General features: G+C 63.9%; 17 protein-coding genes. 9 read left to right on the forward strand and 8 right to left on the reverse strand.

The genetic code is table 11. From position 1 onward, the window contains the following. Nucleotides 1–2 precede the first annotated feature (2 nt). The 3 genes from IG122_RS18310 to IG122_RS18320 form a co-directional block, all read right to left on the reverse strand. Nucleotides 3–335: a hypothetical protein gene (locus IG122_RS18310; RefSeq protein ID WP_193187107.1), complete on the reverse strand. Its 333-nt coding sequence runs from the start codon at nt 333–335 to the stop codon at nt 3–5. Between the two features lie 76 nt (nt 336–411). Next, a complete protein-coding gene (locus IG122_RS18315; RefSeq protein WP_193187109.1) occupies nt 412–2160 on the reverse strand; it encodes a dihydroxy-acid dehydratase in 1749 nt (582 codons plus the stop codon). 138 nt (nt 2161–2298) lie between these two features. Then, nucleotides 2299–2718: a CBS domain-containing protein gene (locus IG122_RS18320; RefSeq protein WP_193187112.1), complete on the reverse strand. Its 420-nt coding sequence runs from the start codon at nt 2716–2718 to the stop codon at nt 2299–2301. A 267-nt stretch (nt 2719–2985) separates the two neighbouring features. Here IG122_RS18320 and IG122_RS18325 point away from each other — a divergent pair, with 267 nt between their 5' ends. From IG122_RS18325 to IG122_RS18340, 4 genes are all read left to right on the forward strand, one after another. Then, nucleotides 2986–3552, forward strand: a complete 567-nt coding sequence (locus IG122_RS18325; RefSeq protein WP_193187115.1) for a YeeE/YedE thiosulfate transporter family protein — start codon at nt 2986–2988, stop codon at nt 3550–3552. Nucleotide 3553: 1 nt separating this feature from the next. After that, nucleotides 3554–4144, forward strand: coding sequence for a YeeE/YedE thiosulfate transporter family protein (locus IG122_RS18330; protein ID WP_193187119.1), 591 nt, complete (start codon nt 3554–3556; stop codon nt 4142–4144). 107 nt (nt 4145–4251) lie between these two features. Then, the gene (locus tag IG122_RS18335; protein WP_193187122.1) at nt 4252–5220 is read left to right on the forward strand and encodes an MBL fold metallo-hydrolase; all 969 of its coding nucleotides are present in this window, start codon (nt 4252–4254) and stop codon (nt 5218–5220) included. Nucleotides 5221–5299: 79 nt separating this feature from the next. Next, on the forward strand, nt 5300–6412 hold the full coding sequence (locus IG122_RS18340) for an NAD(P)/FAD-dependent oxidoreductase (RefSeq protein ID WP_193187125.1): 1113 nt from the start codon (nt 5300–5302) through the stop codon (nt 6410–6412). On the opposite strand, the gene IG122_RS18345 is transcribed toward IG122_RS18340, so the two are convergent. Genes IG122_RS18345 through IG122_RS18355 form a run of 3 tightly spaced genes read right to left on the reverse strand, consistent with a single transcriptional unit; the run spans nt 6409 to nt 9070 of the window. Next, complete coding sequence (locus IG122_RS18345; RefSeq protein WP_193187128.1) at nt 6409–6873, reverse strand: YbaK/EbsC family protein; 465 nt, start codon at nt 6871–6873, stop codon at nt 6409–6411. The genes IG122_RS18340 and IG122_RS18345 overlap by 4 nt on opposite strands. Next, nucleotides 6870–7910 carry a dipeptidase gene (locus IG122_RS18350; protein ID WP_193187131.1) on the reverse strand — a complete coding sequence of 347 codons (1041 nt, stop codon included), beginning with the start codon at nt 7908–7910 and terminating at the stop codon, nt 6870–6872. Before IG122_RS18350 ends, IG122_RS18345 begins: the two co-directional genes overlap by 4 nt. Then, nucleotides 7907–9070 carry a pyridoxal phosphate-dependent aminotransferase gene (locus IG122_RS18355; RefSeq protein WP_193187134.1) on the reverse strand — a complete coding sequence of 388 codons (1164 nt, stop codon included), beginning with the start codon at nt 9068–9070 and terminating at the stop codon, nt 7907–7909. Before IG122_RS18355 ends, IG122_RS18350 begins: the two co-directional genes overlap by 4 nt. A gap of 95 nt (nt 9071–9165) precedes the next feature. On the opposite strand from IG122_RS18355, the gene IG122_RS18360 reads away from it, so the two are divergent. From IG122_RS18360 to IG122_RS18380, 5 genes are all read left to right on the forward strand, one after another. Continuing rightward, nucleotides 9166–9816: a GntR family transcriptional regulator gene (locus tag IG122_RS18360; RefSeq protein ID WP_193187137.1), complete on the forward strand. Its 651-nt coding sequence runs from the start codon at nt 9166–9168 to the stop codon at nt 9814–9816. After that, the gene (locus tag IG122_RS18365; protein ID WP_193187140.1) at nt 9813–10481 is read left to right on the forward strand and encodes an alpha/beta fold hydrolase; all 669 of its coding nucleotides are present in this window, start codon (nt 9813–9815) and stop codon (nt 10479–10481) included. The genes IG122_RS18360 and IG122_RS18365 overlap by 4 nt, the downstream gene beginning before the upstream one ends. A 242-nt stretch (nt 10482–10723) precedes the next feature. Next, nucleotides 10724–11275, forward strand: coding sequence for a hypothetical protein (locus tag IG122_RS18370; protein WP_193187143.1), 552 nt, complete (start codon nt 10724–10726; stop codon nt 11273–11275). Nucleotides 11276–11521: 246 nt separating this feature from the next. Beyond that, nucleotides 11522–11905: a hypothetical protein gene (locus IG122_RS18375; RefSeq protein ID WP_193187146.1), complete on the forward strand. Its 384-nt coding sequence runs from the start codon at nt 11522–11524 to the stop codon at nt 11903–11905. Continuing rightward, a complete protein-coding gene (locus IG122_RS18380; RefSeq protein ID WP_193187149.1) occupies nt 11902–12591 on the forward strand; it encodes an HTTM domain-containing protein in 690 nt (229 codons plus the stop codon). The genes IG122_RS18375 and IG122_RS18380 overlap by 4 nt, the downstream gene beginning before the upstream one ends. Before the next feature lie 10 nt (nt 12592–12601). Here the strand turns inward: IG122_RS18380 and IG122_RS18385 are convergent, their stop codons facing one another. Then, on the reverse strand, nt 12602–13186 hold the full coding sequence (locus IG122_RS18385; protein WP_193187151.1) for a DUF4347 domain-containing protein: 585 nt from the start codon (nt 13184–13186) through the stop codon (nt 12602–12604). A gap of 28 nt (nt 13187–13214) precedes the next feature. Beyond that, complete coding sequence (locus tag IG122_RS18390) at nt 13215–15986, reverse strand: DUF4347 domain-containing protein (RefSeq protein WP_193187154.1); 2772 nt, start codon at nt 15984–15986, stop codon at nt 13215–13217. Nucleotides 15987–16331 lie beyond the last annotated feature (345 nt).

Below are 16331 nucleotides of genomic sequence, written 5' to 3' on the forward strand. Positions count from 1 at the left end.
TTTTAGACGGGGACGCGGCCGAACTGGTTGCGGTGGCCGCCGATCATAAGGCGTTCGGGGCTCGTCTTCCGCATCTTGCCCGTGTCGCAGAAATCGAAACGCTCGCGAATGCTCTTCAGGCGGGATTCGAGCTCGAGGCGGCGTTCCTGATCTTCCACGGTCATATAGATGCCGGCATCTTCCATGATGACCGTCAGCCGCATGATCATGTTGCGCGCCAGCTCGCAATCGACCGCGTCATTCTCGGTTCGCCGATCGAGCAACGCTTCCGTTGCCTTGATCAGGCGCTCGACCGTCCCGAAGAAATTCCAGTTCGGCGGACTATCGTGAACCATAGTTGCGCCACCCCGTGCCAAGCATTTTGAGTACAATAGCGTGTAGCACGGGTTGTCGCAACAAGATATGTCTCACTTAAATCGGGTGTTTATCCAACGCCTGTAACATCCTGAAATCGCATCCTTGGTCCGCTTGAAGCACTTGTTCCGCATAAAGCTTGTCATAGCCGCGAAGCGTCGCTGTATCGCGCTCAGTCAGGCTCGCCGAGGCGCGCCGACGTTCCAGTTCCGCCTCGTCGACCAGCAGGTCGATCCGCTTTTCTTCGACCGATAGCCGGATCCTGTCTCCGGTCCGCACCAGCGCCAGCGGACCGCCGATCGCAGCCTCAGGCGTGACGTGCAGGACGATCGTGCCGAAGGCGGTGCCGGACATCCGGGCATCGGAAATCCGCACCATGTCCTTCACGCCTTTTGAGGAGAGCTTCTTCGGGATCGGCAGGTATCCCGCTTCCGGCATGCCCGAGGGACTGCGCGGCCCGGCATTCTGCAGCACGAGGATATCGTCGGCTTCGACGTCGAGGTCGGGATCGTCTATGCGTGCCGAGAGGTCCTCGAGCGAGGTAAAGACGACCGCGCGTCCTTCCTTCTCCAACAGGGAGGGATCGGCCGCCGAGCGCTTCAGGATCGCGCCGCCTGGGGCGAGGCTGCCGAAGAGGGCGACGAGCCCCCCCTTGGGCTCGATCGGATCGTCGGCCGGAGAAACCACGTCGCGGTTCACCGGGCCGCTCTCTCCGGCCAGCCGTTCGCCGAGCGTCTCGCCGGTGACCGTCATGCAATCGAGATTGAGCAGGGGCTTCAGCTCGCGGAGCACGGCGCCGAGACCGCCCGCGGCGAAGAGATCCTCCATGTAATGGCTTCCGACCGGTTTCAGGTTCACCAGGACCGGCGTGGTCTCGGAAAGCTCGTTGAACCAGTCGAGCGGGATATCGATCCCTGCACGGCCCGCGATCGCGGCCAGATGGATGACGGCGTTGGTCGATCCGCCGAGCGCGAGCAGCACGCGAAGTGCATTCTCGACCGAGCCCCGCGTCACGATCTGGCTCGGCCGGATCGGGTTGGAAATCATCCGCACCGCCGCGGCGCCTGTCGCTTCGGCCGCACGCAGCCGGTCGGCATGCACTGCCGGGATCGCGGCAGTGCCGGGTAGCGCCATGCCGAGCGCCTCGGCGATGCAGGCCATGGTCGAGGCGGTGCCCATCACGGCGCAACTGCCGGCAGTAGTGGCGAGCCGCCGCTCGATCTCCCGGATCTCCGTGCCGTCGACCTTGCCGGCACGGTATTGCGCCCAGAAGCGACGGCAGTCGGTACAGGCGCCGAGCCGTTCCTCGTCGCCGGCCGCCGTCGTGTAGCGGGAGGTCATCATCGGTCCGCCGATCAGCTGGATCGCCGGAAGGTCGGCGGAGACCGCTCCCATCAACTGTGCCGGGACGGTCTTGTCGCAGCCCCCCATGAGCACGACCGCGTCCATCGGCTGGGCGCGGATCATTTCCTCGGTGTCCATGCTCATCAGGTTGCGGAACTTGAGGCTGGTCGGATTGAGATAGACCTCGCCGAGCGAAATCGTCGGGAAGTCGATCGGCAGCGCGCCCGCCGCCAGCACGCCGCGCTTCACCGCTTCGAGCAATTCCGGGAAATGGCGGTGACAATTGTTGAAACCGGATCCGGTATAGGCGATGCCGACGATCGGCTTCTCCAGGCTTTCCGGGAGATAGCCCATCGATGCGGCGAAGGAGCGGCGGAGATAGAGCGAGAAGTCGAAATCGCCGTAATTTGTCAGGCCGCGGGCAAATCCGTGCGCTTTGGTATTCTTTTCATCGTCAGCCATGTCTCTCGCTCCCGTTTATCTGGGGCAGAGTTTGGACGGCGCCGTTGTTCCCGTCCAGACGCCATGCGTCCGTGAGTCCGTAATCTTCACAGAGTGAAAAATACTGTTTTCCTAAGGCGATCGCTGACAGGGCGACGGCTACATCTCTTCCCAGAGGCGTTCCTCGCGTTCGAGCTCCTGTTCCTCCTCGCGCGCAAAATCACGTCGTGAGAGCACCGCGACAAGTCTTCCCTCGTGCAGCACCGGCAGATGGCGGAAGCCGCACGCCTGCATCATTCGCAGCGCCTCGATCGCCGGTACATCTGGGCCGATCGTTTGCGGATCCGCACTCATCACCTCGCCGATGCAGGTCACCCGTGCATTCACGCCCGTGGCGACGACCCGTTCAATGAGGTCGGTACCGGTAAAGATCCCGATCAGTCTCTCATCCTCGACCACGAGAACGGAACGGACCCTGCGTTCCGTCATCCGCCTGGCAGCCTCTTCCACCGTCGCTGTCGCCGGCAGAGTCAGAAGATCCTGATTGGTAACAACATCCGGGACCACGCAACGCAACATGGCGTCTCCTCCCATGGTCGATTTTTTTTATGTTTTGCTTTTTACGACAAAACGCAAGCCGTTCCCAACCCGTCCGCCTGCGAAAAAACCGCGCAATCTCTGCTTGCAGCAAAGGGGAGTGCGACAAAGCGTCCGGAAACGGCCGGTTAGCAAAGATCGGATTGATATATTCAAAAAATCGAATATGTTTGATACATGCCGTTTGCGTTCTTTCCGGCAGGAAAGGGCGGGGAACGGATCGTCGCAGCAGATAAAGGACGTCACGTCATGCGCGCTCCTCTTTCCTGGAAAGCCGGCGGACTCTTGCTCGGGGCCGTGTTCTTTGCCGCGGTCCTTCTGGTCAAGCCGATCGGCGTTTCGACCCAGTTCGTGATCTTCGACGGCATTCTCTGGGACGCGGTCTCACCTTCGGTGGTGACCGAGTCGGCGGATGCCAAGAGCGGTTACACCAGCACCAATCCCTATCTCGCCAAGAGCGGCGGGAAGTATGCAAAGAATGTCGAGAACCCGCTGAATTACAGCTTCGTCTTCGTGCTCGCCCTGATCGGTGGTGCGGCGCTTTCCGCACGCCTCCGGGGTGGCGTGGAGAAAGCGGAAAAGACAATGCCGGCGGTCTGGCGGGCGAATTTCGGCGACGAGCCGTGGAAGCGCTATGTCGCTGCCTTCCTCGCGGGATTCGTCGTGCTTTACGGCGCGAGAATGGCGGGCGGCTGCACGTCCGGGCACATGATGAGCGGGATGATGCAGACGGCCGTTTCCGGCTTCATCTTCGCTGCCGGCGCCTTCGCGGCGGGGATTCCGACCGCTCTCGTTCTGTTCCGAAAGGAGAGCTGAGATGAGCTCCATCCTTCTCGCCATCGTCATCGGCGGCGCTTTCGGCTTTACCCTCGACCGCGTCGGGGCGACCAATCCGAACTTCATCATCCGCATGCTGAACCTGACCAACCTGCATCTGATGCGGACCATCCTGCTGGCGATCGGCACCGCAGCGCTGCTGACCTTCGGCGGTCTTCTGACAGGGTTGGTCGATCCGGGCCATCTCGACGTCAAGGACGCTTATATGGGCGTGTTCGTCGGCGGCATCCTGCTCGGCCTTGGCTTCGCCGTCGCCGGTTATTGCCCCGGCACCGGGCTTGCCGCAGCGGCTTCCGGACGCTTCGACGCGATGGTCTTCGTGCTTGGCGGTCTCGCCGGTGCGTTCGGCTACATGCTGACCTACGAGGACGTGAAGGCGACCGGCCTGCTCGATCACATCCTCGGCGGCAAGGCGACGCTCGGGACCATCGCCGGCACAGAGTATCCGGCCCTGCTCGGGATGTCCGGAGAACTCATCGGCGTCGTGATCGGCATCGCTTTCATCGCCATCGCCTGGTTCCTGCCGGACCGGATTCTCGGCGGCAAGGACAGCAGGGTCGCGGCGGAATAGAGTCTCTCGCCACCTTCCCGGCACGGTCCGCCGTGCCGGGATTTTTTCCGGAACCACATCAAGGCGGAGCAACCGCCGCTCAAGACCTCCGGGGGAGGAACCATCAGATGATCAAGAAGATTTCGACCGCCCTGATGGCGGCATTCGCGTTTTGTCTCGCAGCGCTGGGCGCGGCGGATGCGAGCCAGGACATCCCGGACCAGTATCCGGGCTCGGTGCTCTATTCCAAGCCGGTCGAATTCATCCCGAACGTCTTCTCGGCCATCGGCGCGACCGCGCCGCCGACCTACGAGAACAGCGGCCATAACAACAACCTCTCCTTCATCATTACCGGCGAGGGCGTGGTGGTCGTTAATGGCGGCGCCTCATGGAAGCTGGCCGAAGCGCTGCACCAAGAGATCAGGAAAGTGACGGACGAGCCGGTCCGTCTGGTCGTGAACGAGAACGGCCAGGGCCACGCCATGCTGGGCAACAGCTACTGGCATGCCCAGGGCGTGAAGATCGTCGCCAGCGAGGAGGCTGCCGCGGAATTCGAGGCGAGCGGCCATGCCAGTCTTGCGGCGGCGCAGCGGGTGCAGAAGGAAAAAGCGGAGAACACGACCGTCGTCATGCCGGACGAGACCTTCGAGGAGAAATACGTCGTCGAATTCGGCAGCTTTCCGATCGAGGTTCTCAATCTCGGGCCGGCGCATGCGCCGGGCGACGTCTCCGTATGGCTGCCGCAGCAGAGCCTTGTGATTGCAGGGGATATGGCCTTCCACGAGCGGATGCTGCCGATCTTCGAGGAGACGGACACCGAGGCCTGGCTGGAGAGCTGGGACGAGGGCTTCGAGAAGCTCGGGGCGACCTACGTCATTCCCGGCCACGGGCATCCGACGAACATGGATCAGGTGCGGCGCTACACGAAGGATTATCTCGTCTATCTCAGGGCGAAGATCCGCGAGCATCTGGACAAGGGCGGCTCCCTGGCCGACGCCTATTACGTCGACCAGTCGCCCTACCGGCATCTCGATACCTACGAGGAACTCGCGACCAAGAACGCGGGACGCGTGTTCGAGCGGATGGAGTTCGAATAGCTCCCTTTCCAACCGCGCGCTTCGACAGGACGGGAATCCTCGCCTATAGGTGAGATACATTCCCGTTCCGGAGCGAACCATGTCCAAACACATCATTGTCGGCGGCGGCGTCTATGGCGCGGCCGTCGCCTGGCATCTTGCCTCCCGCGGCGAGTCGGTCGAGCTGATCGAGGCCGGGACCATCGCCTCGGGCGCTTCCGGAGGTCCGGGACGCCGCGGCGTGCGCGCCAACGGACGCGACTATCGCGAAATCCCGCTGATGGTCCGCGCGCGGGAGATCTGGCCGGTCCTTCACGAGGCGCTTGGCACCGAACCGCTCTACGAGACCACGGGCCAGATCCAGCTCTTCGAGCGGGAGATCGACCTGGCGCCGACGGAGGCGCGGGCGGCGCTGCAAAACCGCCTGGGCATCGAGAGCCGGGTCCTTTCACAGGATGAGGTACGCGAGCTCGAGCCGGGTGTGGCGCCCTTCATCCGCGGCGGTCTCTACTGTCCCGGCGACGGTGTCGCCTTCCACAAGAGCACGACGCTTGCCTATGCCGAGAAGGCCCGCGACGCGGGTGCGGTGCTGCGCGAGGGCGTCGAGGCGGCGCGGCTGGTCGCGAAGAACGGAAAAGTCACCGCCCTTGCCACGACAGATGGGGAGGAGATCCCCGTCGACGGCAAGCTGATGCTGTTCTGCAATGCCGGGGTGAAGGAGCTCGTCGCCCCCTGGATCGACCTGCCGCTCTGGAGCCGCACCTTCCTCGTCGCGGTCTCCGAGCCGCTCGCCGACAATCCGGTGCGTCATCTCGTCGGTCATGCCAGCCGCACGCTGTCGCTCAAGCGAGAGCCGGACGGCCGGCTGATGATCTCCGGCGGCCGCCCCGGCACCTGGGACTTCACCACCCGCAGGGGGACGCCGATCCAGAGGGAAGTCGATCTGAACGTCGCCGACGCCGTCGCTGTCTATCCGGCGCTTGAGGGGCTGCGGATCGAGACCGCCGATACGGACCATCTCGAGGCCGAATGCATCGACCATATCCCCGTCATCGACAGCCTGCCGGGCAACGAGCATGTGCTCTATGCCGCGGGCTGGACCGGCCACGGCTGGGCCATCGCGCCGGCAGTGGCGGAACTGGTGCGCGACTGGGTGCTGGAGGGCGAGAAGCCGGGGCTCCTCGCGCCGTTCGCCGTCTCGCGTTTCGGCTAGGCGAGCAGGACTGCGCCAGTCGCCTGGCGTAACTTTCCGGGTCTGACGGAGAAGACCGCGTTGGGCGCGCCGGCGGCGGCCCAGATGGTCTCGTGCTCGAGCAGGGCCGGATCCATGAAGACCGGAAGCGGCGCAAGATGGCCGATGGGGGCAACGCCGCCGATGGCGAACCCGGTCTCGGCGCGCACCTTCTTCGCGTCCGCCCGGGCCAGCGGTCCGCCGACAATCCCTGCTGCAGCCTTGAGGTCGGCCTGGCGATCTCCGGCGATCAGAAGCAGGACCAGAGTGCCGGTGTCGGAGCGTTCGAAGATCAGTGATTTCGCGATCTGCACGGTACGGCAGCCGCAGGCCGCGGCAGCGTCCTCTGCCGTGCGCGTGCTCTCGGGCATTTCCAGAATCTCGATTTCAAGACCGATGGCAGAGGCCGCTTCGGCGACCCGCTTCATACTCTTGCCGCTCATGCTTCCGTCCTTTTGCTTGCCATGGCGAGGCGTAGGTAGTTTTTCCCGAGGATGCCGGTGACTTCCTCGCGGTCGAACCCGACCGCGAGCAGGGCCTCGACCAGATCGCTGAGCTGTTCCGGCTGGAAGAAGCTCCATGGGGGCGTCGGATATCCGCGTGGCCAGCGATCTTTCTGCCGATGGTAGAAGGCGTAGTCGCTTCCTTCGAGATACATGAAGTCGAGACCGATACCGATATGATCGGCGCCGGCGATGGCCGCGATATGCGCGGCATGGCGGGCCATCTCGCCCGGAATGTCGTCGCCGCCGGCCCCGAGGAAGAAGCCGACTCCGTTGACGCCGATATAGCAGCCTGCCGCTGCAGCGGCACGGATCTGATCGTCCGAAATGTTCCGTTCGTGCTCGAAGATTGCGCGGGCATTTGAATGCGAGAACAGCGGCGGGACCTTGAGGTCCATCTCAAGCACCTCGAAACTTGTCCGGGCGCTGCAATGGGTCAGGTCGATCCGCATCCCGGTAGCGTCCATGCGGCGGACGAGTTCGTGGCCTCTTGCGGAAAGGCCGGCATTGCGCGTTTCGTGGCAGCCGTCGGCGAAGATGTTGGCCTCGTTATAGGCGAGAATGGCCCGCTGAATTCCGGCCCCCAGAAAGGCCTCGACCGTATCGAGGGAGCGCGCGAACGGGGTCGCCGACTGGAAATGGAAGGATGCGGACATGTGGCCGGCGGCCTGCGCCGTCCTGATCGTCTGCGCATCATGCGCGACAACGATTCCTGCATCCTGGAGTTCCCGCTGCAGGATGCCGAGATTGATCATCGCCTCTGCCTCAGTTTCCTGCCCGCTTGCCGCGGTGAAAGAGACATGGGTGAAGCCAGCCGCGCGATAACGGCGGGTCTGAGCACCGAGATCGGCCCCCGCCGGCAGATAGGGCGCCGACCAGGGCCAGAGCCCGTCGCAGACTGCCTTTCCCTCGAGCCAGGGGAAACGGGCGACGAGGGCAGAGGTTGTTGCAGTCGTAGAGAGAGGGACGGCGTTCACAGCGACCATGCCCGGCGGATACGTTCGCGAATGTCATGGAGGCGTCCGACCGGTTCGTTGGCGAAAACGAAGCGGAGATAGCGTCCGGCGCGTTCCGGAGCGCCCCAGCCGGCCATCGGCGTCGCGGCGATGGCTCCCTGGTCGAACAGGCGCTGCGAGGCCTCGCCCGGTGGCATGCCGATGGCTGCGGTGTCTATGAGCAGCGACCAGCCGCCGTCCGGCGCGACGACAGGGATGTCGTGCAGTTCCTTCAGGATCAGGTCGCGTCTCGCTTCCCATTCCCGTGTTGCCGCGCCGACCCCGTCATTCGTGCTGGTGAGGGCTGCGGCGGCGCCCGGCATGCCGATGCCGACCTGGCAGACGACGTTCGTCAGGCTGACCAGGCCGATATCGTTCATGATCCGTCGCGGCCCGACGATCCAGCCGACGCGCCAGCCGATCATGCGGTATTCCTTCGACACGGACCCGACGGTGATCACCCGTTCCGCCATGCCCGGCAGGGATGCCGGATGGATCATGGGGGCGCCGGTGAAAAGGATGCGCTCCATGGCCGCGTCGTGCAGGATCCAGGCATCACGGCGTTCCGCGACCTCTGCGATGAGCTGCCATTCCTCCGCCGTATGCACGATGCCGCTCGGCATCGAGGGGCTCATTGTCAGGATTGCGCGGGTTCGCTCCGAACCGGCATCCCTCAATGCGTCCAGATCAAGTCGCCAGCGGCGCTTCTCTACCCGCAAGGGCACGAATTTGGGAATGCCCCCCGCAAGCCGGATGCGGTTGATCAGCCCGGCATAGGCCGGATCGGTGATGATTACCTCGTCCCCGGGCTCCAGGATTGCGAGCAGGCAGTTAAGGACGCCGGAGAGGCCTCCCGCCGAGACGATGCATTGCGTTTCCGGGTCGTACTCGACCCCCGCGGTTGCCGAGACCCGGGCTGCAGCTGCCGCGCGCAATGTGTGGATGCCGAGAAACGGCAGGTAACTGTTTGCGTCATCCCGTGTGACGGCGGCGAGGGTCGCCGATACGGCATCCGCGGGCGGTGCGAGGTCGGTGTCGAGGTTTTCGAGCCGCAGCATTTCCGGATTGCCCAGCGCGTCTGCCGCGTTGCCCATCCTGTCGACTCCGATACCGGGAATTTCCGCCAGTCGAGAGATTGTCATGCAAAAATCCTTTTTGGATCCAATTTGTAAATATGAATGCAAAACGCCGGCTTGTCTGTCAACCCATCCGCTGATACGAACGGGAGATGAACACCGTGTCGCAGAAACAAGGAGACCGGGCCGAGCGCCTGGCCGAGGAGCTCCGACGGGACATCATTTCCGGCGCGCTCAAGCCCGGCGCGGCCCTGCGGCAGGAAGAGCTCGCGAAAAGCTTTGGATCGAGCCGAATGCCGATCCGCGAGGCTCTGCGCACATTAGGGGCTGAAGGTCTGGTGCAGCTCTTGCCCAACCGCGGCGCGGTCGTTTCCCCCATCGATCCGATGGAATTACGCGAGAATGTCGAGATGCGGGAAGCGGCCGAGACCCTCGCGATGCGTGTCGCCCTGCCGCATCTCTCGAACGCGCAGATTGACAAGGCGGCGGCACTGCAGGAGGAGATCGCCCGTGCCGATCTCGGCGCGTTCGGCGGGCTTAACAAGGCCTTTCACCTGACCCTTTATGCCCCGTCGTCGCGCCCGCGTCTGCTGGCTCATATCGCAGGGCTGCACGACATCGCGGAGCGCTATCTGCGCCTTACGCTCGTTGAACTGGATTACGTTGCGAAATCTTCCGACGAGCATGCGGAGATCCTCGAGGCCTGCTACCGACGAGATGCCGATGCAGCGGTCGCGGCGACTTCCCGACACATCCTCGAGGCCGGGAAAACGCTGCTTGACCATCTTAGGGAAGGCAGCAGCGCTGCATGACGGAAACAGCCAAGGACCGCGTCGTCATTCTGCACGGCATCGCGCAGATGGCGTGGAACATGGCGGGGGTGACGTTCTTCCTCCGGCGCGAGGGGTACGACCCGGTCCCGCTTTCCTACCCGTCGACCACGAAAGGTTTGGATGCGCTTGCCGACTGGCTGAACAAAGCGCTCCAGGCGAGAGGCGTCTGGGACGACCACGGCAAGGTTCATTTCGTTTCCCATTCCATGGGCGGCCTGGTCGTCGCGTGCTATCTCGAAAAGTTTCGTGCGGAGATCCCGGAAGACCGGCTCGGACGGGTGGTGATGCTGGCACCGCCGCATGGCGGCAGCGAGGTTGCGGACCTTCTGCACCGGCTGGGCCTCTATCGCTGGTTCTACGGGCCCGCCGGACAGGAGCTGACGACGGAGGCGCGAACCGATCCGCAACCGCCCCATTACGAACTCGGGATCATCGCCGGAACCAGCGGCTGGATTTTTCCGGCCGCCGGCGCTTTCTTCGGCGGTGCGCATGACGGCCGGGTCGCGGTGGAGCGCACCAAACTGCCGGGAATGCGAGCGCACACGACAGTCGCAACGTCGCACACCATGATCCCGTGGCGTCCCGCCGTCTTGAGACTGATCGCAGCATTTCTGAAAACGGGCGCGTTCGGGCCGGGCGACTGAGTACGTGTCAGGCCGCCCCGGTATTCTTTGCCCATGCCGATCCTGAGATCATTTCTCCGGATTTCGGCCGGTTTTGGCGTAAGCCATTTATGGCCATATAAACCGGATTTTCTTTGTTACTTAAGATTGATATTTTTCGGATACAATCAATTTTATAGTTTGAGCCGCCTGCTTCTTCCCGGCGGGTACGTTGCCGGAGGCGGTTCGCATTTCGACTCCTTGCGGCAGGCAAAGGGGCGTGGGTGAAGTACCTCGATACGATTGAGCGCCGGCTTCTCGCGGACCCCAATATGGGTGTTCCCGGTTTTTTCGAGCCGCTTCTCCGGATCTGGCAACAGCATAAAGCCGAGACAGAGGATGCGTTCCCGAGTTACAGCCGCTTCGATGTGCTGGATATCCCGCCGCGGCTGATCAGCCATTTGATTCTCTGCAAGCTGATCGGCACGCCCCGGCGCTTCTTTTACGAAGTGGTCGGCGAGGCGATCGAAAGCCACAACGGCTTCCCCGCAGCCAAGCGGTTTCTGGCCGACGTTCCTCTCAAGAACAAGAAGGTGATGGCCCGGGAGTTCGGACTGACCGTTCTCAAGCGGAGCGCCATCTTTTCACGCGGTCCCTATATCGGCCAGAACGACTACGTGAAAGAGATCGAGCGCCTGATCTGCCCCTACAGGATAGACGGCGAGACTTTCGCTTTCGTCACGCTTGCGCGGTTCGCGCTCGATGAGACCGCGATGAGGGACGCGACATTGCGCGTGGATCGTCTGATGGGGGTTGGCCTGCACAAGTCGGTCTGAACCGGGGCCGGCGATTTGCCGCTGGATTGTCCGGGATTTCCGCCTCCTCCACATACCGGTGCGGTTTCGCCCGGTCTTTTTTACGTCTTGGTAAGCACACCGTGACACTCTGGCTTGGACGTGTCAGGTCGCATGCGACGGACGCGGCACGAAGTGCGATGCTGGCGCGGGGCGTGGGTGGTGAGTTTTCCGGGTGTTTTGAAGTTGCTTCTGCCTGCGCTGTTTCCGTCGTGGCGTTTTTTCGACGTGATAGGTCCGTCTCCGCGGGTCGAGATTTGCCTGCTGGAGCATCCGGGCGATGACCTGACCGGGTGGCGGTCCCTTCGTTCCCGTCCTGAGCGTCTTGCTGTTATCGACCGTCTGAAGGCGTTTTTCTGGAACCCGCGCTGGAACGAAACCCTGCATCTGGCGAATTGCGCCGAACGTTTCATTCAGGGCCAGACGGAGCATTGCACCCGGGAGATCCGTCGCCGTGTGCGGGGCGACCTGCGGGCCGCGGGAGATGGCGCGGTTCCGGCTCCCTTCTTCTGCTTCCGTCTGGTCTTCGTCAGCCGTCACGAGGGGGTGATCCGGCGCGATGTCGCTTTCGTCTCGCCGCCTTTCGAAACCTTCGATCCGCTTGATTCATGAGCCTTGAAACAGCGATCCGGTTGACGGAAATTCTCCTGTCGGTCGCGCTTATCCAGCAGAGTCTCGAGCATCTGTCCGGTCTGCGGGACGAGATACCGCATTATCTCTGCCGGCTTGGTTTGAGTGTTCTGTTGCTCGCAGGTGTCCAGACCCAGTGGGTGTCCCTGCTTCTCTTCGCTAACGCGCTGCTGCTTCTGAGGCGCTTCCAGGGGCCCTATAACGGCGGCAGCGACCTCCTGAGCGTCCTGCTCATCACCGGCCTTGCCGTGTTTCACTCCGTGCCAGAGGGACGATGGCAGGAATATGTCCTCGGCTATGTCGGCCTGCAGGTGGTCTTTTCCTATTTCAAGTCCGGCTGGTCCAAGGTGATCCACCGGGACTGGCGCACCGGGCAGGCGCTGGTGGATGTGTTCGAGTTTTCCGTCTATCCGGCGAGCAAGGCGACGAGGCGCTGGGCTTCGCGTCCAAGCCTGCTCTGCGCGGCGGGCTGGGCGGTGATTCTGCTCGAACTGCTGTTTCCGCTGGCTCTGCTGTCACCGGACGCGCTCGCGGTCTTTCTCGTACTCGCCATGTCGTTCCATGTCGCGAACTTCGTTCTGTTCGGCTTCAACCGTTTCGTCTGGGTCTGGGCCGCGTCCTACCCGTCGCTGATCTGGCTCGAGGCGCGTATCGACCTGCTCGGTTAGAGGCGCGCGTTCACCGCGCGAGCAGATACCTGTAGGCCGGGAGCAGGACCGGATCGAACGGCCAGCCTTGCGGCGCGCCGGACGGTGCGAGGCGGGCGGGATCGGTCGAGACGGTGACGTCGAGAACCCATGTCCCGCCTTTCTCTGCATCGCCGACCGGCCGCGAGGCGGCCGAGACCGGCGCATCGAAGCCGGCGGCGAGCATGGCGAGGAAGGTCCGGCCGACCAAGCCCTCTCCGACCGAGCAGGCGTAAAGGAAGACCGGGGCTCCCGAGAGTGCCTTGCGGATGCGGGCCAGCGTCTCCCGCCGCGCGCGGAGATCGTCCGCCGTGATCGTCCGCATCCCGAGGATCAGCGCTCCCGGAGCTCCGTGGCAGATGACGATGACCGGCCGTCTCGGGGCCTTTTCAATCATCTCCCGGAGCCGCTCCAGGCCGCCCTCCTCGGGCCCGACGCGTCCGGCTATGCTCGGAACCGCGAGCGCGGCGAGCAGAAACTCGGCATCGGGGACGCGGTGATCGACAAGCACGAGCATTTCGTCCGGCCCCGTGGTCCGGGCAATATTGGAATCGCTTGCGATCCCGTATGCGCTCATGTCGAAAGCTCCCGTCCAGCCACTGCTGTCACTGGAACAGGACGGTGACGTCCTCGATCCGGGAGACGCCGATGAGGGTGACGGTGGTGTCCCCGGTCGTGAGGGTGAGGCCGCTCGCCGTCGCGCTGGAGGTGACCGTCGCGCCTGCAGCGAACTGGATGATGTCGCCTTCGGCCTTGTCGTAGCCGGAAACGGTGTCGCTACCCTCTCCGTTCGCGAACACGAATAGATCGGCGCCGCGATTGCCGAACAGCAGGTCGTCGCCCGCGCCGCCGGAAAGCGTGTCGTTGTCCTGTCCGCCATAGATCGTGTCGTTGCCGATATTGCCGCAGAGCAGGTCGGCCGACGCGTTGCCGTAGATCAGGTCATTGTCCTGACCGCCGTAGATTGTGTCGGAATTCTGCCCGCCGTAGACCGTGTCGGCGCCCTGATTGCCATAGATCAGATCGTTGCCCTGATTGCCATAGACCCGGTCCGCGCCCTCTCCGCTCAGGATCAGGTCGTTGCCGCCGGCACCGGTCAGCAGATCGTCGCCTGCGGCGGCGGAAATGGTGTCGGCAAAGCTGCCTCCGATGAGCGTGTCGTTGCCGGAAGAGCCGCGCGTGATGCCGTCGTCGGCGTCCGACGAGGCGGTGGGAGTGGTATCGGTGAGGACGACGTCGTTGCCCGTTCCGCCGGCATAGCTGATCGTGAAGGTTCGGCCGCTCGCGCTGATGCTGGCGCCCTCGGCGAGGCCTGAGAAGGTGCCGGTGACGCCGTCCGCGCCATCGTTGGCGATGAGCGTGTAGGTGCTGCCCGTCGCCGAGCTGCCGATGACGGAGATCGCGAGTGTGGAGCCGGAGACGTTGACAGCCCCGGTGACGTCGATCTGGTCGTAATCGGTCCCGGCCGTGCTGCCGCCAACCTCGAAGGTGACGGAAGAGCCCGAGGCAAGGGTAAGATCCTTGGTGGTGAGCTTCCCTGCGCTGTTGCCGGGGGTGAGGGTGGCGCCGGAGGACACGGTAATGGCGCCGTTGAGCGAGCCCGACCCCGCGAGGGTGGCGCCCGATGAGACGGAGACGGCGCCGGTACCGGTCAGCGATCCGTTTACCGAGAGCGTTCCGGCCGAGACGGTGGTGGTGCCGCTGTAGGTGTTCGTGCCGGCAAGCGTGAGCGTGCTCGTCCCGGCCTTGGTCAGGTTGTTGGCGCCGGAGATCACGCCCGAGAGGGTAACGGCGGCGTTGTTGGTGACGGTGGCGTTCGAGCCGAGCGCGATCGCGTTGTCGATCGTCGTGGCGCCGGTGACGGTGAGATTGCCTCCATTGAGCGTCAGCGCGCCGGTGCCGAGATTGCCGTCGGAGCTGACGGAGAGTGTGCCGCCGGTGACGGTGGTGGTGCCGCTATAGGTGTTCGTGCCGGAAAGCGTGAGCGTGCTGGTTCCGGCCTTGGTCAGGTTGTTGGAGCCCGAGATCACGCCCGAGAGCGTGACGTCCGCGCTGTTCGTGACGCTCGCGGCCGACGAGAGTGTGACGCCGTTGTTGATGGTCGTGGCGCCGGTGACGGTCAGGTTGCCGCCATTGAGGACGACGTTGCCGCTGCCGAGATTTCCATCCCCGGCAACTGAGAGCGTACCGTTCGAGACGGTCGTCGTGCCGGTATAGGTGTTCGTGCCGGACAGGGTGAGCGTGCCGGCGCCGGTCTTGGTCAGGCTGCCGCTGCCCGAGACGACCCCGGAGATCGTCACGTTCGGAGTGTTGCTTATGGCGGCGGCGCTGTTCGTCAGCTGGACCGCATTGTCGATCGTCGTCGCACCCGTGACGGTGAGGGTTCCCTGGCTGATGGCGAGGATGCCGCTGCCGAGATTGGAGTCGGACGAGATCGACAGCGTATCGGAATGGCTGACCGTCAAGTTCGAGTTGAAAGTGTTGGTGCCGCTGAGAACCACGGTCTGATCGCCGATCGCGGAACCGAGGAAAACGGCGCCGCTGCCCGTCAGGTTGGAGGCGAGGGTGACGGTGTGCGTGCCGGAGCTGCCATAGATCGAAAGGGTGCCGCTGTGGCCGAAGTCGATGTCGTTGCCGGCGATCGTGATGCTGGTGGCGTTGCCGAAATCAAGGCTTGGGCCGGCGCCGGAGAGGGTGACCGCGCCGGTGGACAGGCTGATGGTCTGCGTGCCGGTCAGGGTGAAAGAGATGTCGCCGCCGCCGGAGGCGGGGGCGCGGAAGGAGGCTGCGCCGGCATTAGAGGGGGCGCTGTCCGGGCCGGCCAGGGGGCCTGGCCAGGGGGGATGCGCGCTGGCAAAGGCGCTGGCCGCTGAAGCGCCCGTTCCCGCGGAGGAGACATCGAAGCGCCAGTCGCCGCCGAGCGCGGCGGCGCCGGTCGGTGTGGAGGAGGCGACGACGCGGGCGCCGGTGGCCCGCGCGAGATCCCGGACCAGCGCCTTGCCGTCCGGACCGTCTCCCGCGGAGCATCCGTAGAGCACGATCGTCGCATCCGGCGCCAGATGGCGGCGCCAGAGCAGCCCCTGGCGAGCGAGCTCGGGCCCGTCGAGCGACTTCCCGCCGAGGGTCAGGTGTCCCGCCTCGCCGTGGCTGACGATGTGCAGCGTCTCGACCGGGCTGTCCATGCAGGCGAGGGCGGCTGCGACCGGGTTCCGCTCCCCCGCCGGCGGCAGGGCAATGGCCATGTCCGGATCCGCGCCGCTGACCAGAAGGCCGCGATACGGGGTCGCAGCATCGATCACCGCCAGGGTTGCGTGTCCGTGCCTGGAGAGGGCCGCAGGGATCATGCGTCCGCAAGAGCCGGTGAAGTCGGATGTCATCGCTGGTCCCAAAATTCTACTGCGATATCGTGGGGTAGGAGTTGGACGCCGTCGCCGCTGCATTTCATCATGGTGCCATGGAGAGCCGGTCCAGTAACGCACCCGTCCGCAGCCCCAAAGCTGCCGCGGAAGACGGCGCCGAGAATACGTTAGGATGAAAAGACATGGAGTTGGATTGGAAAGATTGGAATTTCCCACAATAACCGGAAGCTGGCTGGGAACTAAGAAAAGCGGCGAAATTAATTGAAATACACTTCGATTTTATCTTCTGCTGAAAAGAAATGTTTCCTTGGTATTTCAATGGTTTTGTGGCAAAGCGAGGTAGAAATTCCGTTGTTCCTCCCG

The sequence above is a fragment of the Nisaea sediminum genome (assembly GCF_014904705.1).
GTDB lineage: Bacteria > Pseudomonadota > Alphaproteobacteria > Thalassobaculales > Thalassobaculaceae > Nisaea > Nisaea sediminum.